This window comes from Acutalibacter sp. 1XD8-33 (assembly GCF_003612555.1).
Taxonomy (GTDB): Bacteria; Bacillota; Clostridia; order Oscillospirales; family Acutalibacteraceae; genus Acutalibacter.
The window spans coordinates 21,270-42,527 of record NZ_RAZF01000026.1; the positions used below are offsets into that span (position 1 = coordinate 21,270).

The following is a 21,258-nucleotide window of genomic DNA, read 5'->3' on the forward strand; positions in this document are numbered from 1 at the left end:
AACAATGAGAGCAGATATAGGCATTAACAGTTTTGCCGTATATGAGGACGCAACCGAATTTTACGGCATGGCGGAAGTGACGCTTCCCGAAGTTTCGCAGATTGCGGAAGAGGTCAAGGGCGCGGGCATTTCCGGCGCATTCAACGGCGCGTTCACAGGTCAAATTGAATCCATGACGCTGACGCTGAATTTCCGCACAGTGACCCCGTATGCAATCAAGCTGAACGAACCGCGTAACCACCAGCTTGATCTCCGCGCGTCCCAGCAGTATTGGGACAATGTAGCGGGAAAACACGTGCAACAGGCAGTAAAACACGTCCTGATGGTAACGCCGACGAAGTTTGCCCCCGGCAAGCTTGCCCCCGCCGCGTCCGCGGAAGCGTCCGGGGAGTATGCGGCAACCTATTTCGCCACGTACATCAACGGGGAAAAGGTCATGGAAATCGACATTCTGAATTTCATTTACTTTATCAACGGCGTTGACTACTTGGCGGAAGTACGAAAGGCGTTGGGCAAGTAAGCCCGGCAGGGATTTTCCCGCCGGGCTTTCCTATGCCCTTTTTATGTATCTGAAAATATGAAATTTTGAATCGGAGGAAAAGACGATGAGCGACAAGGTAACAAATATAGCCGAAATCGGCGCAGAGCAGGCCACAGGAGCGGCGGAAGCCGCCACCCCTACATCTACCACGGAAGCGGCGGGAAAGGCCACAGGGGGTGACGTGGGCGTTTATACGCACAAGTTCAAGCGTCCCTTTGAGTACAGCGGCGCGACCTACACCGAATTGACGTTCAATTTCGAGCGGTTGACCGGGCGGGACATGGTGGCCATTGAAACCGAAATGCAGATGAACAACGAATACGCCCTTTCGCCCGAAATCTCCCGCAACTTCCAGAGCAAGCTGGCGGCGCGGGCCGCGGGTATCGGAAGCGACGTGCTGGACGCTATGCCGTTGCCCGAATTTAACCGCATTACCAATGCGGCGCGGGATTTTTTACTGTCTACGGGCTATTAAAAAGCCCGGCCCGCTGGTGGCGGCGGGAATGTTACCGCCTTGCACGGGCGACGAACACGCCGATTCCGTTTTGGTTAGATATGACCCCGGCGGAAATTATGACGTGGATTCGTGACATAAACGCCGCCGCCGCGGAGGACAGAGAACGCGCAAGGAAAGAACAGGCGCAAAGGGGGTAGGAACCTTGACAACCTACACGCATAAGCCTATAATAGAGTTAAGAATATGTTAAAGATAAGAATATATCGCACCTTTAGCATATCAAAACTTCAAGGAGGTTTGTTGCGTATGGGGCTTTTCTCAAAACTGTTTTCCCAAAAACAGCCAGATTCACGCCAAACGCAGGAACAAAGAGCGATTCCGCCTAAAATGACACATTGGGCAGGCTTAAACGAAGAGGACGCATTTGAAGATCAGTACGGGGCGAAAATCGACCGTCTGCAAGAAAAAATCGATGACGCAACGTGGGTGGAAAGTGACAACCCCGCCGATCAGATCAAGGCGTATGAAAAAGCCCTTGAACTATGCGATCAACTGGAAGATTTTTGCGCTGAATGCGGCCCGTATGGAAGTACCTATTTTCTGAATCATTGCGCAGGCATAAAGCCGCGCATTGAAGCGGCATACAGGACCTACATGGAACGTGACTATCCACAGCAAAAAGCGGAATGGGACAAGGAACAGGCAAAGAAAAAGGCGTTTGCGGCAAAGAAGCGTAAGATTCTTAAATTCGCAAGTGAACATGACGGCGTAATGCGAAAAGAAATCTACGCCTTATTTGCTGAGGAAGAGCAAGCAGAGGTTCTAAAGGCCCTAAACGCGCTTATTCAGGACGGCAAAATGACAAAGCAGATGGACGGAAAACGTCTGTTATTCTATGGCGCAAAAAAATAAAACGGCCTAATCGTATGGGGCAACCAGCCGGGATTCCGGGTGGTTGCCTTTTTCATGCCATAAAAAGGGGGTGAAAATTTGGCGGGAAGAAAAGAATTTGAATTGCTTTTCAAACTGCAAGCTACGCTGGGAAGCGGGTTTAATTCTAGTTTTAACAGCGCAATGAACGCTTCAAGGCAGTTACAAGGAAATCTTTCCAAAATCAACACACTTTCCGGGAAGATCGAGGGATTCCAAAAGCAGAGCGCGGCCCTGCAAGCGAACAAGGACAAGCTGGCGCAACTGACAGAGGAACACGACCGTTTGCAACGCGAAATGAGCCAAACGGAACAACCGTCGGAAGCCTTGCGGCAGAAGATGGAGCGGAACGCCCGCCAGATTGAACAGACAACCGCCCGAATCGAGGAACAGGAAGCCCGGCTGGGACAGCTTGGAAGCGAACTAAGCGAAGCAGGAATAAATACCGACCGTTTAAGTCAAGAAAATGACAAGCTTGCTAAAAGCTACGAACGCATAAAAAAGAATCAGGAACACCTTGCGAACATAGCACAGGCACAGCAAAAGAACAATGAAGCCATAGCACAAACAAAATCGCGGTTGAACGGGACGCTTGGAGCATTTGCCGCCGTCGGTGCGGCGATTTACGCTGGGCCTGTTAAAAGTTCAATGGCGTTTGAAAAGCAGATGTCAAACGTCGGGACTTTGCTTGACGGTGACGTTGCGGGCAGAATCGCAGAGTTAAAGAAAAGTGTTATCAGTATTTCCAATATAACCGGGGCGGGAACCGATAACTTGACAGACGGTTTATATCAAGTTATATCCGCCTTTGGAGATACAGCAGAAAGCGCAAAACTGCTTGAAATTGCTTCAAAGGCCGCAACAGCAGGCGGAGCAACAACGACAGATTCAATTAACCTACTTTCCGCAGTAACAAAAGGCTATGGCGATATATCCGCAGAAGCACAGCAAAAAGCTGCCGATTTAGCATTTCAGACGGTTAAGTTGGGGCAAACGTCATTCCCGGAACTTGCGTCGTCGGTTGGCAAGGTTATTCCTCTTGCGGCTACATTAAGCCTAAAACAGGAAGATTTATTCGGGGCAATGGCAACGCTTACGGGCGTAACTGGAAGCACGGCAGAGGTCACAACACAGCTAAAGGCGACCATGCAGGGCTTTTTGTCGCCCTCCAAAGATATGACAGCGTCGCTGGAGAAGCTGGGATATGCGAACGGCAAGGCCCTTTTGGAAAGTAAGGGATTGCAAGGCGCACTTGACGCTTTAAGGCAAAGCGTGGGCGGTGATGAACTTGCGTTTGCAAAGCTGTTCAGTTCTGTTGAAGCCCAAACAGCGGTGCTGGCCCTTGCCGGAGAACAAGCCGACAACTTCAAAAGCAAAACGGCGGAAATGTATAGCGCGTCGGGGGCGGCGGCAACAGCATTCGCAACCGCGACGGACAATGCAGAATCCAAAATGCAAAAAGCCAAAAATGCGATAGCTAATTTGGGAATTGTGCTGGGCGACACATTTTTACCCTATGTGACGACCGCGGCGGAAAAACTGTCCGGGCTGGTCACGAAGTTTTCGGAATGGGCGCAGGAAAACCCGGAATTGTTGTCAACTATCGTTAAAGTTGCCGCCGCCCTTGCGGGCCTGAAAGTCGGCGCGCTTGCCGGGAAGCTTGGATTCTTGGAGATCAAAGGCGGCGTTCTTGCGGTTCAAGGCGCATTCACGAAGTTAAAAGCATTTGCCGGAACGGGCGGAGGTATAAAAAGCCTGTTTTCGGGGTTAGGAGGTATCGGAGGAAAGCTTTTGCCCATTGTCGGCATAATCGGCGGCGTTGCCCTTGCAATCAAACTGATTTCCGGCAACCTTGAAGAAGTGCGCGGCTGGATTCAACAGACATTCGGCGACGGTGCGCTGGCCGTCTTTGATAAAGTGTGGGGCGTGATTCAGAACGTCGGCGCGGCAATCAAGGGCGTTTTCAGCGGTGAAAATATGGGGAATGCCCGCAATTTCTTTCAAGAGCATTTCGGCGACGCGGGCGTTGCCGTGTTCGATTCAATCATCGGCGTTGTGGAACAGCTAAAAGCAATTTTGCCGGGCTTGTTAGACCAGTTCGGACAGCTTGCAACTTCCCTGCTTCCCGTTATTGGGAGCCTGATTCAACAAATTGTACCTTTAATTGGGGAAATCATTGCAACGGTGCTTCCCGTACTGTTTGACCTTATCGCACAGTTATTGCCCGTCATAGGGCAGATTGTGGAAGCGATCTTGCCCGTGCTGATTCAGCTTGTCGAAACCCTTGTACCCATCATCATGCAGATTATAGAAGCGGTGCTTCCCATTCTGCAACAGCTACTTGAAGCACTAATGCCGATTATCCAGCAGATCATAGACGGGATTTTGCCCGTTGCGATCGACCTGATTATGATGGTGGTTTCGGCGGTTATGCCGCTGGTAGAAATGATTCTGCCATTACTGCAACAGTTACTTGAAGCCCTTATGCCTATTATTCAGATGGTGGCAGAGTTGTTCGGGAATCAGTTAGCGACAGCCGTTACAATGATTTCCGGCATTATAGACGGGCTGACACAGATTTTGAGCGGGCTAATTACCTTTATCACGGGAGTTTTTACAGGCAACTGGAAGCAAGCGTGGGAGGGTGTGAAAAGCATTTTCAGCGGTATATGGGAATCAATCAAGAGCATTTGCACAGGCGTTGTAAACGGAATTATCAATGTGATAAATACCGTGATCGGCGGGCTGAACAGGCTTAAAATTCCCGATTGGGTCCCCGGAATCGGCGGAAAAGGTATCAATATTCCCTTGATTCCCGCGCTGGCGAAAGGTTCAAGATTTACCCCCGACACATTCATTGCGGGTGAAGCCGGGGCAGAACTTATCACAAACGCCCGCGGGCGGACCGTGTTTACAGCGGCGCAGACCGGGCGAATCTTTGACAACATCAACGCGGCCCGCGAAGCGCAGGACGGAACGACGGTTGTTACTCTGCTTCCTCTACTGCAAGCCGCGCTTTCGGCGGCACGCGTCGGAGCGGGTGGCGTGTCGGCCCCGTCCGTGACAGCGGCAGAGCCGCGGGGCGCGGGTATCGTCATTCACAGTGCGCCCGTTTTCCACGTTGGAAGCGACGCACAGGCGGAGGACATAGAAGCAATATTGAACGAGCGGGACGAAAGACTTTTGAACGAGTTTGACGACCGCATGAAGCAACAGGAAGAGGACGAAAGGCGGCGGAACTATGACTAAATACACCACCATTGCCGGGGATATGTGGGACGGAATCGCCTACAAGACGCTGGGCGACGAAGCCTATACCGACAAGCTGATAAAAGCGAACCCACAGTTTCGCCGCCTTGTCATTTTCCCCGCAGGAATCACGCTTGATATTCCAGAGCCGGAAGCGCGGATTCCGGCAGAGTTGCCGCCGTGGAAAAGGGGGCGGACGCTATGAACGCAAGACGGGCAGAGGTCCGCTTGACCTTTGAGGGCGTGGACATTTCGGCGGACATTAACAAACACTTGCTTTCGCTGACCTATACGGACAACGAAGAGGATAAAACAGACGATTTGCAATTATCCCTTGACGACCGGGAGGGCGTGTGGCTGGGCGATTGGCTGAACGCCGACGCACAGCCCGCCCCGGCCCCGGCAAAGAAAGATAGTGAAAGCGGCGGCTGGAAGATCGGCGACGAAGTAACCGTAAGCGGCAGGCCGCAATATAGCAGTTACGGAAACGGCAACCCCGGCGCGACGCTTTCAAACTATCAGGGGAAAATAACACACCTGAACTTGAAAAGCGGTATTCCATACCCCATCCACGTCGATCAAAAGGGGTGGTTCGCCGAAAGTCAAGTAACAAAGACTGCGGCAAAACAAGACACCATGACGCAGAGCGGCGGCGCAAAGGGCGCGGAGATTTCCGCGGTTATCATTCAAAAGAATTGGGAATCAGACGGGAAAGACCGGGTTCTTGATTGCGGCGTTTTTCAGGTTGATAGCGTGGACGGCAACGGCCCGCCCGCGAAAGTCACAATCAAGGCCGGGTCAATCCCCTATACTTCCACAATTCGGACACAGAAAAAGACAAAGGCATGGGAGAAAATCAAGCTTTCGGGCATTGCAAACGAAATAGCCGCCGCAAACGGCTTGAAATGCCTGTTTGAATCGGATTTTGACCCGCTTTACAACCGCCGGGAGCAAGTGACAGAATCGGACATTGTATTTTTGCAAAGGCTTTGCAAAGCCGCGGGAATTTCCTTAAAAGTTACCGCGAAAATGATTGTTCTTTTCGACGCGGCGGCGTATGAGCAAAAAGACGCGGTGCGGACGATCAAGCGCGGCGACGGCGACTATTCAAAATATACATTCGGGACCAGCTTTCACGACACGGCTTACAGCAGTTGCCGGGTCAAGTATACGGACCCTACTTCAAAAACGACCTATGAAGCAACCTACAAGGCCCCTGACGCAGAAAAGGACGGAAGCGGACAGGTGCTGGAGGTAAACGAAAAGGTTTCAAGCAATGCGGAAGCCCTGACCCTTGCAAAAAAGCGGTTGCGCGAAAAAAATTCACAAGAGTTCAAAGCAAGCTTTAATCTTGCGGGCGACGCGCGGCTGGTGGCGGGGGTAACTGTCAAAGTTGAGGGGTTTGGAGCGTTCGACGGAAAGTACATCATCGAAACCGCGTCGCACACGATTTCGTCGAGCGGCTATAAAACTAATATCACATTGCGGCGCGTCTTGGAGGGTTACTAATGGGCGAACTAACCGCATTAAAGAATATTATTCGAGCGGGCTGGGTTTCGTCCGTGGATATTGCGGAACGGACCGCCCGCGTTACCTTTAAGGACAAGGGCGACACGTTCGTTTCCGGCCCGCTGAAAGTGCTTAAAAACCCGCCGTGGGTTCCCGAATATTACGCCCCGTATCGGACGGAGTACGAAAGCGGCGGGAGCGGCGACGCGGCCTTTCAAAGCCACAAGCACGACTTGATTATAAAGCCGTGGTTGCCGTCACCCGGCGATTTTGTGCTTTGTATCTACTTGCCAAACGGCGACGGCGACGGGTTCGTGATTGGGGGGATTTAAGAAATGGCCTTGATCGGGTGCTGGGGCGACATTACCTTTGCCGTTTCCAGAAATGAAGTAAAGACGTTTACGGGCCTGAAATGGGACAGCGGCGCGAAGTATTCGACCCATGACAGGCATTTGAAAGAGCCGCTTTTGGAGTACACAGGGCGGGAAGTGGAAAGCATGAGTTTTTCCATGTTCTTTTCCGTCTTTTTAGGCGTGAATCCCATTTCAGAGGTTGCAAAACTGCTTCAAGCAATGCGCCGGGGAGAAGTTCACCCGCTTATCATCGGGCCGAAAGCCTACGGCACAAACAAGTGGGTTATTACGAAAGTTTCGACTTCCCTTGACCGTTACGACAACCGCGGCAATCTGCTTGTTTCAAAAGTAAGCGTAACAATGAAATCATATTCCAGCAGATAAAGGGGTGAGAAAATGGCGTACATTGTGAAAGCCTACGACTTAACGAAAATCAATCTTGCGCCCGCAACACGGGAAGAAGAGATTTTGCAGAATGTAGCGGTCATTATCTCGACCCCGAAATTTTCCGTTCCTCTTGACAGGGGGCTGGGCATGGCACAACGGTTTCTTGACAAGCCGATTCAGACGGCCCAGCCTATCCTGATTTCAGAGGTTTTAGAAGCGGTGGAACAATACGAACCACGGGCGCAGATCGGCGACGTGACTTTTGAATTAGGGGAACGGCCCGGCGCGTTGATTCCAGTTGTGGAGGTGAACATAATTGACGACGAATAACCGGGGCTATCCCGAAATTTCCTTTGTAGACACGGACACGGCGACACTTGAAAACGCCCTGATTCAGTCTTACGAAGCATTCACGGGGCGGACGCTATACCCGGCAGACCCCGCGCGTCTGTTTATCCTTTGGGTGGCGGACATTATCATTCAAGAGCGGGTCAACATTGATTTTTCGGCAAAACAAAACGTGCCGCGGTATGCAGAGGGGGAATATTTAGATTCCCTTGCAGAGATATTCAAAGACGCTTACCGTTTGGAGCCGGAAAAGGCGAAAACGACGTTGCGGTTCACGCTTTCCATTCCGCTGGAGGTTGCGACAATCATTCCGGCGGGGACACGCGCAACGGTTGACGGGGAAATCATGTTTCAAACGCTGGAAACCCTGACAATCCTTGCGGGCGACACAAGCGGGGACGTTGCCGCGGAATGCCTGACCGCGGGGGAAATCGGAAACGGGTTCGTTCCGGGACAGATCAATCAGCTTGTAGACATCTTCCCGTATTTTGGAACCGTGCAAAATGTGTCCGAATCGGACGGCGGAGCGGACAAGGAAAGCGACGCGGCCTTTTATGACCGAATGCGGGAGAGCATGGAAACCTTTTCGACCGCAGGGCCGCTGGGGGCTTATGAGTATTTCGCAAAAACCGCGTCGGCCTTGATTGTGGACGTGAAAGCAACTTCCCCGGAACCGGGGGAAGTTGACGTGCGGGTTCTGCTTGCAGGGGGCGAATTGCCGGGAACGGAAATGCTGAAAACCGTTTCGGACATTCTGAACGCGGACAATGTGCGCCCCCTGACCGATCACGTTACCGTTGCGGCCCCTGAAACGGTTTCGTATGCTATCGACTTCACCTATTACACGCAAGAGGGCGGAGCGGTAAGCGCGGAAACGGTGGCGGCAAATATCGCCGCGGCGGTTCAGACGTTCCGCGAATGGCAGGGGGCAAGAATGGGGCGGGACGTGAACCCGTCCTATTTAACCGCCCTGCTTATGCAAGCGGGCGCAAAGCGCGTTGAAATCCGTTCCCCGGCCTTTGCCGTCGTTCCTGACAATGCGGTTGCGCTTTTGAGCGGGAGCGCGTCGGCGGTGAACGGGGGTGCAGAGAGTGAATGACCTGTATTCAATCGACTTTACACGTTCGCTTCCGCCCGCCCTGAAAAACGACCCGAATATGCTTGCGCTTGCACAGACCATAGCGGAGCAATTACAGGTCACGGCACGGCAGATCAAGCAAAACATAATCTATGCCCGCATTGACGAACTGGACGAACAGACCCTTGATATTTTGGCCTATGATCTCCACGTCGATTGGTACGACTATTCTTACCCGATAGAGGTAAAACGGCGGACTATTAAAGACAGCGTAAGGGTACACAGGCGGCTGGGGACAAAGTACGCCGTTGAAACCGCGCTGGGAGCCGTATTCCCTGGCACAAAGGTTCAAGAGTGGTTCGAGTACGGCGGCGACCCGTTCCGCTTCAAAGTGATTATCGGTGCGGCGGAGGGCGTGACAGCCGAACAGCAAGCGGCAGTATTGGAGCGGGTGCGGTTCTATAAAAATTTGCGTTCCCATTTGGAAACGATCAGTTACCAGATGGAGCAAGCGACGACAATTCACGTCGCCGGGTATCACGCAATCGGAACCCGCCTTGAAGTGTGGCCGTATTTGGCGGACAACTTCACAGAGGAAGCAACCGTGTTTGTCGGGGCCGTTGCGACGTTTGCGACGCGGCTTGAAATCAATCCGTCGCTTACAAACTTCATCACGTCCAGCGGGTCAATGCTTTTCGGCGGCTACACACAGCAGACGCGAAAGCTTCAAATTCAACCTTTGAGAAATGAGGGATAGACAATGCCAGAGGAAACGACAAAAAAATTCGGAACTATCGTAACCGACGTGGGGACCATGCGAACCCGCGAAGCGGTGTTGGAGGGTAAAAAAATCAACCTGACAACCCTTGCCGTCGGCGACGGCGGCGGGGCCTATTACGTGCCGTCGGCAGATATGCAGGGCCTAAAAAATGAAACTTGGCGCGGGGACGTGTCCAGCGTGACCGTCAACCCTGATTCCCCGAACATGATTGACGTTATAGCGGTTATCCCCTCCGACGTGGGCGGGTTCACTATCCGCGAAATGGCGGTTCTGGACGACGGCGAATACACGATTGCCATTTGCAACACGCCGGACACGGAAAAAGTCATAATTACCAGCGGCGCGGCGGGCGAAGTTGAAGTGACAATGCACATCGAGTTTTCAAACACGGGAATTATTACGTTCATCGTTGACCCCTACGCCCTGACCGCGACGAAAAAGGACATTCAGGAACACAACGCCGCGCAGACGGCCCATGAAGCAAAGTTCGAGCAGAAAGCGGACGTTACCGACCTGAACGCCCATGTAAACAACAGCGATATTCACGTGAACCCCACCACAATGGGAAACTATGACACGGCTATTTCCGGCCTGATCGAGCATACAGAGGACGCAGACATTCACGTTTCGGCGGAAGAAAAGGCCGCATGGAGCGCGGCGGTTGAAACAGCGGCAAAGGCGGCAGAGGACGCGGCGCAAGCCCTGAATCTTGCCGCGGGCCTTGAAAGCCGCATTGCCCGTGTGGAAGATGGACTTTTCAATAACATTACCGGGAACCCGTTTCTTGTGTCTTTTGATTCCCTTGACGGAATCATTCTGACTAAGGGTATTTGGAACGCGGAACGGCAGAGAATCGAATGTTGACGGAATATGCTTGCACACGCCGGGAACTGTCCTGCATAATTGGGAACCTGTTTACAGAAATTGAACCGCCTTGCGAACGGTGCGGGGCCGCTGACGTGCTGACGATCAGCGGGACAACCTACACCGGGGCGCGGGCGGTTCTTACTGTCACAGAACACGGGTTCACGTTTGACGGGAACCCGGCGGAGGTTGCGCGAATCAGGGAAAGGCGGTGTTTGAAATGAACCCGCCGCCGAAACAAGCTGAACAAAGCGAATTTACCATAATCACAAAGGCGAAAGACCTTGTAAAGCATACATTCCGAATGACGAATGACAGGCGTTTTCCGAAAAAGTATCGCTTTACTATTGTGAACCGATTACACGACCTGACGATTGATATTTTCCAGCATATACAGGAAGCAAACGAACTTGACCTTGCCGACCTGCAAGAGTTCCGGGAACGAAGATACGAACAGAAAAAGGCTTTGACAAAATGCAAGACAGTCCTTTTTCTGATTGAACTTTCCCTTGAACTGGAACTTATTTCAAACGATCAATGCGCCGCATGGACAAAAGCCGTTTTGGACGTTAAGTACATGACGGCGAAGTGGCGCAAGCAAGATCAGCAGAGGGCGGCAACTATGCAGAGAGGGACCCCGGCGCGGCGATAAAGCCCGCCGGGTTTTCTTTGGGGTATGCCTTGTAGCGTCCAACTCGTACAACGTCCGCAACGTCAATTCCTCCGGCGCGATGAACTGGAACAACGCGTACAACGGCAACAGGGGCGTTCGCCCGCTTTGGTGGATTTCCGCGATTGAGTAAGCCAAAAGCCGAAAACAGAGGCCCACTATCAAAGGAAGGTGTATCCCTCCGCCGCAGTGAGAGGGCGGCGGTAAATACAAGATTGGTGAAGCAAGGCCCACGGGAACCAGCTTCCGCCCCGCCGCGGGCGCGTGGCGGGGTCCGATGATAAAGCATTGACGGGGTGGGAAACGCCCTGCAAGGCGGATTCTATACACGGCAAGGAGTTTTTATAATGACAGACGCAGATTTTACGCGGGTATATGATTTCGGAAACCTGTATGCGGGGTTCCTGAAAGCCCGCAGAGGTAAAAGGGGCAAAGCCAGCGTCGCAAAGTTTGAAGCGAATTTGCTGGAAGCAATTTGCCTACTTTCGGAAATGCTGAAAAACAGGACGTATAAACCGTCTGACTATTTCGTTTTTCGGGTGTACGAACCGAAAGAGCGCGTCGTTATGACAAACGCGTTCAAAGATAAAGTCGTTCAGCATTCCCTATGCGATAACATACTTGAACCAGCATTTTCCCGCGCCTTTATCCGGGACAACTACGCTTCACAGCGCGGGCGCGGGACGCATGACGGCCTATACAGGCTGGAAGAGTTCATGCGGTCCTATTATTTTTCACACAAGGCAAAGGCGGAGCGGGAGGGCCGGGAGGAGGGGTTGTCGCGGCCCGCCCCGCAAGCCGCCGATTACGCCGACGGCTGGGTTCTCAAATGCGACATATCGAAGTATTTCTATTCGATTCAGCATGAACCGTTAAAACAGATGGTACGGCAGTACGTCAAAAGCCCCGGCGTTCTATGGCTTGTCGATATGATTATTGACAGTACGGAGAATCCGGGCGTTCCGATTGGAAATCAAACTTCACAATGGTTCGCGGTCATGTACCTTTCGGGGTTAGATCATTTCATCAAGGAAAAGCTGGGTATTCGCTATTATGGGCGGTATATGGACGACTTTTACTTGATACATGAGGACAAGACGTACTTGCAGTATTGCCGCCGCGAAATAGAACGGTATGTTGCCCGGCTGGGGCTGACCTTGAACAACAAAACGAACATCTTTCCTTTGCGGAACGGTATTGACTTTTTAGGGTTTCATTCATACCTGACCGACAGCGGCAAAGTGATTCGGAAAGTAAGGAGGGCAAGCAAGAGCAATGAACAACGGAAGCTAAAGAAACAGCGGGCTTTGCTGGACCGCGGAAAAATCACCATGCGGGAGATTAAACAATCCTACGGAAGCTGGCGGAGCCACGCGGAAAAGGGGAATTGCTATCACCTTATCCGCGAAATGGACCAACTGTATAAAACCCTATTTGAAGAAAAACTTTCAGAAAAGGAGTGTGTCACATAATGGCAAAAGCTTTAAGTTCTCTTGCCGTCGGTACATTGGTAAAGGACACGGGAACGCTTTACAATGGCAAGCCCATTGTCTGGAAGATTGCCGACAAGGGCCACGCGGGTTATCCTGCAAATTCCGTGACGCTGATTACAGAACGCATTATTTCGCTGAAATGCTTTGACGCTATCGAATCGGGCAACAGCGACAGCAACCGCCGATCTTACGGCAATAACCGCTGGATTTACTCGAATATCCGGCGGTGGCTGAACAGTCAAGCGGCGGCGGGCAAATGGTACGCCGCACAGCACAGCGCAGACGCGCCCCCGTCAAACGCTAACGTATGGAGCAACTACAACGAATACGACGGGGAAGCGGGATTTCTTGCGGGGTTCTCGGCAAGCTTTGTCGCCGCCTTGCTTACTACAACGCATACCGTCGGCAAAGCGTCGGTGGACGGCGGCGGAACTGAAACTTGCACCGACAAAATCTTTTTTGCGTCGTCAACGGAAGTCGGCTTGACGGGCGACGTTGTATGCGGGAGCAAGCTGGCCCTGTTCACGGACGACGCTTCCAGACGGGCGAAACCCACGGCGGAATGTGTGTCGAAAAGTGAGTACACAAACAGCAGTTTCAACACAAATTCGTTTTGGTACTACTGGCTTTGCGACGCTTACGCGTCCTTCTCGTACCTCGTCCGCAGCGTCCATTCCTCCGGCGCGTTGGACTGGCACTACGCGTGCGGCGGCGGCAGGGGCGTTCGCCCGCTTTGTAATTTGTTATCTTCAATCTTGGTATCTGATTCCCCGGATTCCGACGGCGCATATACAATCATTTGGAATCGCGCCCCCAGCACGCCGCCCAGCCTGACGGTTCCGACGACGGTTCGCGGCGGGCAAACCCTGACCGTAACGTGGGGGACTTCCACGGACGCGGACGGCAATTTGTCCGGGTACATTTTGGAGCGGCAGAACAACGGCGGCGCGTGGAAACAGCTTTACAAAGGTATCAATAAAACCTATACCGACACGATCACGCAGGGCTGGGAAAGCGTCGCATACAGGGTTAAAGCCTACGACAGCGCGGGCGCAGAATCAGCATACAGCACCAGCCCGACCCGAACCGTCATAAACAACACGCCGCCCACAATCAGCGGGAACAACGGCGATCTTGGCACGAAAACCGGGGCGTTCAATCAGGCTTACACAGTCACAGACCCGGACAGCGGGCAAACCCTGACCGTCACGGAAAAGATCGACAACACGGTGAAGCGGACCTATACCGCGACCAGCGGGCAGAACTATTCGTTCAGCGTCACGGCGGCGGAATGGGTGAAGCTTGCCAACGGGTCCCATACCCTGACAATCGCCGCCGCGGATAACGTCGGCGGAACAGCCACCCGAACCTTTACGTTCACAAAGAACGAAACCGAAATCGAAATGACGCTGGCAACCCCGCTTTCTTCCGACGACGCAGTTACAAAGGCAATCATGAGCGTTACGCGGCAGATTCCGACGGGGGCAACCTTTACCGTCGAAGTCTGCAACAATGCCTTTGACGCGTCGCCCACGTGGGAGGACGTGACACAGGCCGTCACAAGTGGAAACAAGTTCTTTTTGAGCAATACCACAAAGACGGCGGCGAAATGGGGGTTCAATCTCCGAATCAAGGTCAAGAGAAACGGGGCAACGGGCGATTGCTACATTGTTTCGGCAGGGGGGAATTTTGAATGAGCGTACAACACAAGCAAGACAGTATTCGCAATATGCGGCTGGAGCGGATGGGGATTCAGCCCCCCGCCGACTGGAACGACGTTGCACAGGTTCGCGCGGTGAAAAAGCAAGAGATCGGAGCGGCCTGTTCCGCCGCGATCTATGCGGGGATTGAAGTTGACGGGTCACGGTATAGCCTGACCGAACACGACCAAACAGAATTGATGGCACAGGCGCAGACGGTCAAAGAGGGCGCGGCGGCGGTTCCCTATCACGCAGACGGGGAACTTTGCCGTATGTACCCGGCGGAAGAGTTTACCGCGCTTGCACAGGCGGCAACGGCCCACGTGTTCTACCATCGGACATACTGCAATCACATGAACGCGTGGATTGCGCGGGCCGATCTGGAAGAACTGCCCGCGATTGTCTACGGGGCGGAACTTCCGAAAGACCTTGCGGCAAGCATGGCGGCAATTATCGCCGCCGCGGGCGGGGGTGCGGCATGAAACGCGTTTTGACGATTTGGGCCGCGCTGGGGGCCGTGTATGTTGCCCTTGAAATCCTCTTTCGGGGGCGGTCCCACCCTGCAATGCTGATTGTCGGCGGGCTTTGCGGGGTCCTTGTTGGGGCAATCAATCAGCGGCCCGGTTTTTACCGCGCCCCGGTCATCGTGCAAGCAATGATCGGGGCGTTGATCGTCCTTGCCGTCGAGTTTGTAAGCGGGTGCGTGCTGAACCTTTGGCTGGGGCTGGGCATTTGGGATTATAGCAATCTGCCCGGCAACGTGCTGGGGCAGATTTGCCCGGCGTTCGGCCTTTTGTGGTTCCTGATTATGCCCCTTGCGATTTGGGCGGAGGACACGGCGCGGTGGCTTATATGGGCCTATGAATGCGCCGTGTACGGTAAAACAGAGAAACCGCCCGACATTGCCCCGTATTCGCTGAAAAGCGTTTACAAAGATTTCATTTTCGGGAGGTAGAGAACGTGACACTTGCACAGCTATTGACCAGCGGCGGCGGGGTTTTCCTTGTTCTTGTTACGCTGATTCAGATTGCCCCCATCAAAATTAACCCGTGGACGGCTATTGCACGGGCGATAGGACGCGCAATCAATAAAGACGTACTTTCAAAGTTGGACGAAACGCGGAAAACACTTGATGAACACATCAAAACGGACGACGCGCGAAATGCGGATTTACACAGATCAAGAATCCTGCAATTCAACAATGAGTTATTGCGGGATATTCCGCACACAAGGGAAGATTTCATAGAAATTCTGGCGGAAATCGACTTTTACGAAAAGTATTGCGATACCCACCCGGACTATGAAAACAACCGCGCGACACACGCCGTTGCACACATTAAGCGCGTGTACGATGAACGGTTGATAAAACACGATTTTTTGTGAAGGGCGGTGCGGCATGGGATATGTATTCGCCGTTGCCGCTGGACTGATCGGCGGCATTGCCGCCCTTGCGCTGATTGAGCGGCGGCAGTATAGGAAACGCCGACACGCGCGAAGCAGAGCCACACAGACCGTCAAAGAGGAAAAAGGAACCGCCCGAAAGATTGAGTTTTCAAAGCTTGTTCTTTCGGCGGTTCTTTTGACTTATTTTGCGGGATTCGGGCTGGGCTTTTGGGCGGTGCTGGTTGACCTTTCGCAATTAGGGGTTTTTCTTGCATACGTGGGAACCCCTACGGCAACGGTTATCGGTTTCTATTCGTGGAAAGCAAAGGCGGAAAACGTCGTGAAGATCAAAAAGGCGAACCCGTCCGAAACAGAGGGGTTGCCCGTTGACCTGAACAACATTCAGCCTTAAATGGAGGTTTCACAAATGGCATTGAGAGGAAAAACGGCGGAAGAACAGATTTATAATTTCCTGATCGGAAAGGGCATGACCCCAGCAGGGGCCGCGGGCCTTATGGGGAATCTGTACGCCGAAAGCGGCTTGAAGCCGACGAACATTCAAAACAGCTATGAAAAGAAGCTGGGATTCACAGACGAAACGTACACGGCGGCGGTAGATTCCGGCGCATACGGAAATTTCGTGAACGATTCCGCCGGGTACGGCCTTGCACAATGGACCTATTGGAGCCGGAAAAAGGCCCTTTTGGAGTTCGTCAAAGCGCGGGGCGCGTCGGTGGGCGACCTTGAAACACAGCTTGAATTTTTGCTTCATGAACTGAACGCGGGTTATGCGGCGGTTCTGTCCGTCCTGAAAACGACGGGTTCGGTTCGGGCCGCGTCCGACGCGGTTTTGTTGAAATTCGAGCGGCCCGCAGATCAAAGCACAGCGGCGCAGGAACGCCGCGCTGGGTACGGACAGACCTACTATAACAAGTACGCCGCGGGAGCGGAGAAAGGGCAAGGAACTATGACAGCAAAAGAGAAGCAGAACCGGGCGAACATTGTTGCAATCGCTGAAAGCTTTTTCGGGTGCAAAGAGAGCGACGGGAGCCACAAGAAGATAATCGACATTTACAATGCGGACAAGCCGCTGGCCCGCGGCTACCCCATGAAGTACACCGACGCGTGGTGCGCGTGCTTTGTGTCCGTTGTAAGCATTCGGGGCGGCGCATTGGCGGTCATGCCAAAGGAAGTCGGTTGCGGAAAAATGATTGAACTATACCAAAAGCTGGGACGCTGGCAGGAAAACGACGCATACGTTCCGGCCCCCGGCGACGTGGTTTTTTACGACTGGAACGACGGCCCGAACTATGCGGCAACCGACAATACAGCCGCGCCCGATCACGTCGGAATCGTGGTATCTGTCACAGGGTCCACAATCAAAGTGATTGAGGGCAACATGAGCAACGCGGTGGGGTATAGAAGCCTTGCCGTCAATGGGCGGTATATTCGCGGGTTCGGATTGCCTGATTTTTCGGCGGTTACGGTCAAAGCCCCCGCAGGAACCGCCACGCGGCCCACAGAGCCGCCCGCAACGTCTACGGGGTCAAATGATACGCAGGGCGCGGGAATGCCCGTTGTGGGCGACGTGGTGCATTTTACGGGCGCGGCGCATTATGCAAGTGCAAACGCAAACAGCGGCCCCGCGTGTAAGCCGGGAACGGCAAAGGTCACACAGCTTGCGCTGGGGGCAAAACACCCGGTTCACCTTATCGCGCAAAGCGGCGGCGGGTCCACGGTTTACGGCTGGGTTGACCTTGCAGACATTCAGGGTGCAACGTCCGCAGGGACCGCCCCGGCCCCGAAAATGCGCGTCGGTGCGCGGGTGAAGTATTCCGGCCCCTTATACCGGGATAGCAACGGGAACGGGCAGGGAAAGGCCGTAAACGGCACATACACAGTTAAATATCATTATCCGGGCCGCAAATGCGGCGTACACATTGACGGGCTGGGCTGGGTTCCTGAATCCGCCTGTTCCGTCGTCGGCTAAAGAAAGGGGAAACAACAATGAATATTATTCAATTTCTGTTCGCAAATTGGGACAGCGTGCTGGTTATCCTTGCGTTCCTTGCCCTAATCGTCGTACTTGTCAAGCGCGGCGAAACAAAGGTGCTGAACAAGGTTCTTTTTAGCCTTGTTACACAGGCAGAAAAGCAGTTCGGTGGCGGAACAGGAAAGTTGAAGCTTGCCGCCGTGTCCGACTGGATTTACCAGCGGATCCCCGCCATTCTAAAACTGCTTTTCAGCGAAAAGGACATTGAAAGCATGATCGAAACCGCGCTGGAGGAAGCGAAAAAGGCGTGGGGCAACAATGAGAACATAGCGGCGTATATTGAACCGACGACCGAAATTGTCGTTACTGCTTCCCCGCCGGAAGTGGAAGCAATCGCCACAGAATTGAAAGCAGAGCCGGGGACGATAGTTCCCATGAACGAAAAATAACCGTCCGATTCGGACAGGTTCGGACAACATGAAAGCCCGCCGGGATTTTGCCCCGGCGGGCTTTTTTGTGTTGGCTGGCGGTATTTAGTCGGCCTGTTCGTATGTGTAAGAGCCGTCCACGCCGCGCGTGATAAATCCGGCGGTATCAGTAACGCGCCCGTCGTCGTCGAGGGTTCCATAAACGGGAATCGTTACGTCGGAGCCGTCAAAGACAATCCCTGTTCCGTCGTCACACTTAATCGTGAAATAGTTGTACCCGCTATCTTTTACGACGGTTTCGGCAAATTCGGCGAAATTTTCCGCCGTAAGTTCTGCAAGTTGGGACTTTAGGACGCTGACAAAAGCCCGTTGCCCGATCGCGTCGCCGGAACCGCTTTTCACATCGGAAGTTTTCACGTCACAGTCAAGCAAGAAGTTATACTGTTTGTATTCAGGATAAAGAACGTCTTTGCCGTCGCTGATTTCGGAAATCGTGCCGTCGTCGTTCATCATAACTTCAAGGGTATTTGTCCCCCAGCGAACCTTGTAAACGCCGTCGGTTTCGGAAACCGTGCTGATCTTCCCGTCAAGGCCGCAGGACACAAGGGCAATGAAAACGTCGTCGGCCTGTTCCGGCGTGATCTGCATATCTGCCCGAATTGTGTTCATCGAATCCGGGTAGAAATCATATTGCGCGGAAAGTTCGCTTGATTTCGGCGTGTCGAGATCAACCAGCACGTCGCCGCACGCGGAGAGGGACAGCGCAAGCCCCGCCGCAAGGATAAGAGAAAGAACCCTTTTCATTTTGGAATCCTCCATTCCGCCGCCCGAAAGGTTAGGCGGCTTGCTTATTTTTTCAAAGGTGGAACCGTCTGTTTCAACGTCGTTCTGACCTTTAACACAATTATACACTTGCCGCGTGTTAAAGTAAAGAATAAAGCGGAACTTTAACACACAGGAGGGAAGCCGCATTGAAGATTTACGAATACAAAGGCCGAAAGAACCTTTGCGGGCGGCGGGTAAAAGAAGCCCGCGCCCGCAGGGACATAACGCAAGCCGAGCTTGCCGCCCGCTTGCAGATTGCAGGGGTAACAATGGAGCGGGACAGCGTAAGCCGAATTGAGATCGGGACCCGCTTTGTTACCGACTACGAATTGACTGTGCTTGCAAAGGTGCTGGGCGTGTCTATGGAACGGCTGACAGAACAGGAAGATTAAAAGCCCGCCGGGAATGGAACCCGGCGGGCTTTTGTGTTAAGTATCAGCAGACGAACACGCCCAGGGGGGAGCCGCCCGCAGAACGCCAGCCCCGGCGGTGAATATCGGAAAGGCGGACCCGTTCGGGCTTGCCGGGGCGTTCGTCCCAGCGAATCAAGGCGAAAACGCCGCCGCGGGTGAAGCGTCCGGCGGGTTCGTCGCAGAATCCGACGACCGTTCCGCCCTGAACGGGATAGCAAGCCCCGCACACGCATTCGACGCGCTGACCCAGCATGACAATAACTGTGCCGTCGTCGGCGGGCTGGGAGATCGTCACGATTTTAGAGGGGGCCGCGTCCCCTGCAACGGGCGCGGGGGCGGCGGGTTCCTCTTTCTGCTGAACTTCATATTCAGCGCGGAAAACGGGGGCCATAGAATAACGATCAGGAATAACATATTCGCCGCGTTCGTCGCTGAAAAGCTTTGTACGGCGGGTTTCGCCGTCCCGCTCGAATGTAACGGTTTTTTCAGTGCGCTTCACAATTTTAATTGTGAATATGCAGTTATGGTCACACGCGCTTGTGTCAAAGTATTCCTTACCGATTTCAAATTTTTTCATTTTGATTACCTCCATATATGAAACGAAATGTTTTAGTTACTTTTTTACCGTGTCGGCCCCCTTTTCGTGTCGGCCCGTAAGGTTGGCCCCCGCCATATTCTTAACGCCCCGGCAGGTGGGCGGCTTATGTTTCCCTCTTTCTGTCTTTTATTATATACTAACGTTAGTATAATAGCAAGATGGAATTTTGCACAAATATACTAACGTTAGTATGTACAATATTTATACTTGCGTTAGTATAGAAAGCGTGGTATAATGGAAAACAAAAACGGAGGTGGAGCAAATGCCCGGAAAATACGAAACACCGCGCGGAAAAGCCGCAACAGACGCGAAGCGAAGATATTATGAAAAAACCTATGATCGACTTTATCCGGCGGTCAAAAAAGGGAAAAAGGAACTTTACATTGCCGCGGCAAAGGCTACTGGAAAGTCGCTGAATGAATGGATAGAAACAACGCTTGACGCGGCGGCGGGAATTGGGGGAAAAGATCATGAATGAATGCAAAGTGTTCTTTCACCCCGCTTTTGCGGAAGCAGTTAAGGACGTGGCAAAATTAGACGAAGAGCGGACGCGCCTTCAAACAGTCATGGAAAACAATACATTCGAGCGGGTACGAAGAATTATTGAAACACAACCATTGAGGACGCGAACCGCGCTTTATTGGTCCATTTACAAAGCTACTTGCGCCGGGCAGGATTTTTCCCGTGTGGATTCGATGAAGGATATAGCGGATATATACACCCAGTTCAACGGGCAAGGCGATTGAAACGTAAAAAGGCGGCGGGCATTACGCCCGCCGCCTTTGCTTATGGAGGAAATAAAGAATATGAACTATAAAGGGAATCAACATTTGAAGTGGGAAGATCGGCTTTCCATTGAACGTATGCTAAAAATAAAAACGCCGAAACCGAAAATTGCGGAAGCTTTAGGCGTTTGCCTGAAAACTGTATACAATGAAATTGCGCGGGGAATGTGCGAACAGCTTACAAGCGAACTGGAACCCGTATTGCGGTATTGTGCGGACGTTGCAGAACGGAAGTATCAAGAGCATTTGCGGGCAAAGGGACCGGACATAAAGCTGGGGAAAGACTTTGCCTTTGCGGAGTATATCGAAGAACAGATTATTGAAAAGAAGAGGTCCCCCGGCGCGGCTTTGGCGCAAATTGCGATTGACGGAATGGAGTTCGACACCCATATTTGCGAAACAACCCTTTATAACTGGATTTATCGGGGCGACATTTTCTTGAATGTTACGGCGGAACACCTTTTGTATAAAGG

Annotated in this window: 26 protein-coding genes and 1 pseudogene; 25 read left to right on the top strand and 2 right to left on the bottom strand. The window is 52.8% G+C overall.

What is annotated here, in order from left to right:
* Window positions 1–4: 4 nt before the first annotated feature.
* From D7X94_RS13790 to D7X94_RS13895, 21 genes are all read left to right on the top strand, one after another.
* The gene (locus D7X94_RS13790; RefSeq protein WP_120428248.1) at window positions 5–520 is read left to right on the top strand and encodes a phage major tail tube protein; all 516 of its coding nucleotides are present in this window, start codon (window positions 5–7) and stop codon (window positions 518–520) included.
* An 85-nt stretch (window positions 521–605) separates the two neighbouring features.
* On the top strand, window positions 606–1,016 hold the full coding sequence (locus tag D7X94_RS13795; RefSeq protein WP_120428249.1) for a phage tail assembly protein: 411 nt from the start codon (window positions 606–608) through the stop codon (window positions 1,014–1,016).
* A 288-nt stretch (window positions 1,017–1,304) separates the two neighbouring features.
* Entirely contained in the window at window positions 1,305–1,910 is a 606-nt protein-coding gene (locus D7X94_RS13800; RefSeq protein WP_120428250.1) for a hypothetical protein, read from the top strand.
* A gap of 78 nt (window positions 1,911–1,988) precedes the next feature.
* Window positions 1,989–5,177, top strand: a complete 3,189-nt coding sequence (locus D7X94_RS13805) for a phage tail tape measure protein (RefSeq protein WP_120428251.1) — start codon at window positions 1,989–1,991, stop codon at window positions 5,175–5,177.
* Complete coding sequence (locus tag D7X94_RS13810) at window positions 5,170–5,382, top strand: tail protein X (RefSeq protein ID WP_120428252.1); 213 nt, start codon at window positions 5,170–5,172, stop codon at window positions 5,380–5,382. The genes D7X94_RS13805 and D7X94_RS13810 overlap by 8 nt, the downstream gene beginning before the upstream one ends.
* 23 nt (window positions 5,383–5,405) lie before the next feature.
* Window positions 5,406–6,686, top strand: a complete 1,281-nt coding sequence (locus D7X94_RS13815; RefSeq protein ID WP_243111322.1) for a phage late control D family protein — start codon at window positions 5,406–5,408, stop codon at window positions 6,684–6,686.
* Window positions 6,686–7,018 (top strand): hypothetical protein, encoded by a 333-nt coding sequence (locus tag D7X94_RS13820; RefSeq protein ID WP_120428254.1) that lies wholly within the window; start codon window positions 6,686–6,688, stop codon window positions 7,016–7,018. The genes D7X94_RS13815 and D7X94_RS13820 overlap by 1 nt, the downstream gene beginning before the upstream one ends.
* 3 nt (window positions 7,019–7,021) lie before the next feature.
* On the top strand, window positions 7,022–7,423 hold the full coding sequence (locus D7X94_RS13825) for a phage tail protein (protein WP_120428255.1): 402 nt from the start codon (window positions 7,022–7,024) through the stop codon (window positions 7,421–7,423).
* A 12-nt stretch (window positions 7,424–7,435) separates the two neighbouring features.
* Entirely contained in the window at window positions 7,436–7,756 is a 321-nt protein-coding gene (locus tag D7X94_RS13830; protein ID WP_120428256.1) for a hypothetical protein, read from the top strand.
* Window positions 7,743–8,873 carry a baseplate assembly protein gene (locus D7X94_RS13835; RefSeq protein ID WP_120428257.1) on the top strand — a complete coding sequence of 377 codons (1,131 nt, stop codon included), beginning with the start codon at window positions 7,743–7,745 and terminating at the stop codon, window positions 8,871–8,873. The genes D7X94_RS13830 and D7X94_RS13835 overlap by 14 nt, the downstream gene beginning before the upstream one ends.
* Window positions 8,866–9,609, top strand: a complete 744-nt coding sequence (locus D7X94_RS13840; RefSeq protein ID WP_120428258.1) for a phage tail protein I — start codon at window positions 8,866–8,868, stop codon at window positions 9,607–9,609. Before D7X94_RS13835 ends, D7X94_RS13840 begins: the two co-directional genes overlap by 8 nt.
* Before the next feature lie 3 nt (window positions 9,610–9,612).
* Complete coding sequence (locus tag D7X94_RS13845) at window positions 9,613–10,497, top strand: phage tail protein (protein ID WP_120428259.1); 885 nt, start codon at window positions 9,613–9,615, stop codon at window positions 10,495–10,497.
* A 220-nt stretch (window positions 10,498–10,717) separates the two neighbouring features.
* Complete coding sequence (locus D7X94_RS13855; protein ID WP_120428261.1) at window positions 10,718–11,149, top strand: four helix bundle protein; 432 nt, start codon at window positions 10,718–10,720, stop codon at window positions 11,147–11,149.
* 365 nt (window positions 11,150–11,514) lie between these two features.
* Complete coding sequence (locus tag D7X94_RS13860; protein ID WP_243111323.1) at window positions 11,515–12,639, top strand: RNA-directed DNA polymerase; 1,125 nt, start codon at window positions 11,515–11,517, stop codon at window positions 12,637–12,639.
* Window positions 12,639–14,357 (top strand): DUF6273 domain-containing protein, encoded by a 1,719-nt coding sequence (locus tag D7X94_RS13865; protein ID WP_120428262.1) that lies wholly within the window; start codon window positions 12,639–12,641, stop codon window positions 14,355–14,357. Before D7X94_RS13860 ends, D7X94_RS13865 begins: the two co-directional genes overlap by 1 nt.
* Window positions 14,354–14,842: a DUF4376 domain-containing protein gene (locus D7X94_RS13870; RefSeq protein ID WP_120428263.1), complete on the top strand. Its 489-nt coding sequence runs from the start codon at window positions 14,354–14,356 to the stop codon at window positions 14,840–14,842. The genes D7X94_RS13865 and D7X94_RS13870 overlap by 4 nt, the downstream gene beginning before the upstream one ends.
* The gene (locus D7X94_RS13875; protein ID WP_120428264.1) at window positions 14,839–15,315 is read left to right on the top strand and encodes a putative ABC transporter permease; all 477 of its coding nucleotides are present in this window, start codon (window positions 14,839–14,841) and stop codon (window positions 15,313–15,315) included. The genes D7X94_RS13870 and D7X94_RS13875 overlap by 4 nt, the downstream gene beginning before the upstream one ends.
* Window positions 15,316–15,320: 5 nt before the next feature.
* Window positions 15,321–15,743 (top strand): hypothetical protein, encoded by a 423-nt coding sequence (locus D7X94_RS13880; RefSeq protein WP_120428265.1) that lies wholly within the window; start codon window positions 15,321–15,323, stop codon window positions 15,741–15,743.
* Window positions 15,744–15,756: 13 nt separating this feature from the next.
* Entirely contained in the window at window positions 15,757–16,155 is a 399-nt protein-coding gene (locus D7X94_RS13885; RefSeq protein WP_120428266.1) for a hypothetical protein, read from the top strand.
* Between the two features lie 15 nt (window positions 16,156–16,170).
* The gene (locus D7X94_RS13890) at window positions 16,171–17,733 is read left to right on the top strand and encodes a phage tail tip lysozyme (RefSeq protein ID WP_243111324.1); all 1,563 of its coding nucleotides are present in this window, start codon (window positions 16,171–16,173) and stop codon (window positions 17,731–17,733) included.
* Window positions 17,734–17,750: 17 nt separating this feature from the next.
* Complete coding sequence (locus tag D7X94_RS13895; protein WP_120428267.1) at window positions 17,751–18,185, top strand: hypothetical protein; 435 nt, start codon at window positions 17,751–17,753, stop codon at window positions 18,183–18,185.
* A gap of 84 nt (window positions 18,186–18,269) precedes the next feature.
* On the opposite strand, the gene D7X94_RS13900 is transcribed toward D7X94_RS13895, so the two are convergent.
* Window positions 18,270–18,968, bottom strand: coding sequence for an LptM family lipoprotein (locus tag D7X94_RS13900; RefSeq protein ID WP_147401740.1), 699 nt, complete (start codon window positions 18,966–18,968; stop codon window positions 18,270–18,272).
* 167 nt (window positions 18,969–19,135) lie between these two features.
* Between D7X94_RS13900 and D7X94_RS13905 the strand changes: the two genes are divergently transcribed.
* The gene (locus D7X94_RS13905; protein WP_120428269.1) at window positions 19,136–19,381 is read left to right on the top strand and encodes a helix-turn-helix domain-containing protein; all 246 of its coding nucleotides are present in this window, start codon (window positions 19,136–19,138) and stop codon (window positions 19,379–19,381) included.
* Between the two features lie 43 nt (window positions 19,382–19,424).
* On the opposite strand, the gene D7X94_RS13910 is transcribed toward D7X94_RS13905, so the two are convergent.
* Window positions 19,425–19,979, bottom strand: a complete 555-nt coding sequence (locus D7X94_RS13910) for a hypothetical protein (RefSeq protein WP_199715125.1) — start codon at window positions 19,977–19,979, stop codon at window positions 19,425–19,427.
* A gap of 283 nt (window positions 19,980–20,262) precedes the next feature.
* Between D7X94_RS13910 and D7X94_RS13915 the strand changes: the two genes are divergently transcribed.
* The 3 genes and pseudogenes from D7X94_RS13915 to D7X94_RS13925 all read left to right on the top strand — a co-directional run.
* On the top strand, window positions 20,263–20,478 hold the full coding sequence (locus D7X94_RS13915) for an antitoxin (RefSeq protein WP_120428271.1): 216 nt from the start codon (window positions 20,263–20,265) through the stop codon (window positions 20,476–20,478).
* Window positions 20,471–20,746, top strand: coding sequence for a hypothetical protein (locus D7X94_RS13920; protein ID WP_120428272.1), 276 nt, complete (start codon window positions 20,471–20,473; stop codon window positions 20,744–20,746). Before D7X94_RS13915 ends, D7X94_RS13920 begins: the two co-directional genes overlap by 8 nt.
* Before the next feature lie 60 nt (window positions 20,747–20,806).
* Window positions 20,807–21,258 (top strand): annotated as a pseudogene (locus D7X94_RS13925) (helix-turn-helix domain-containing protein); the annotation flags it as partial.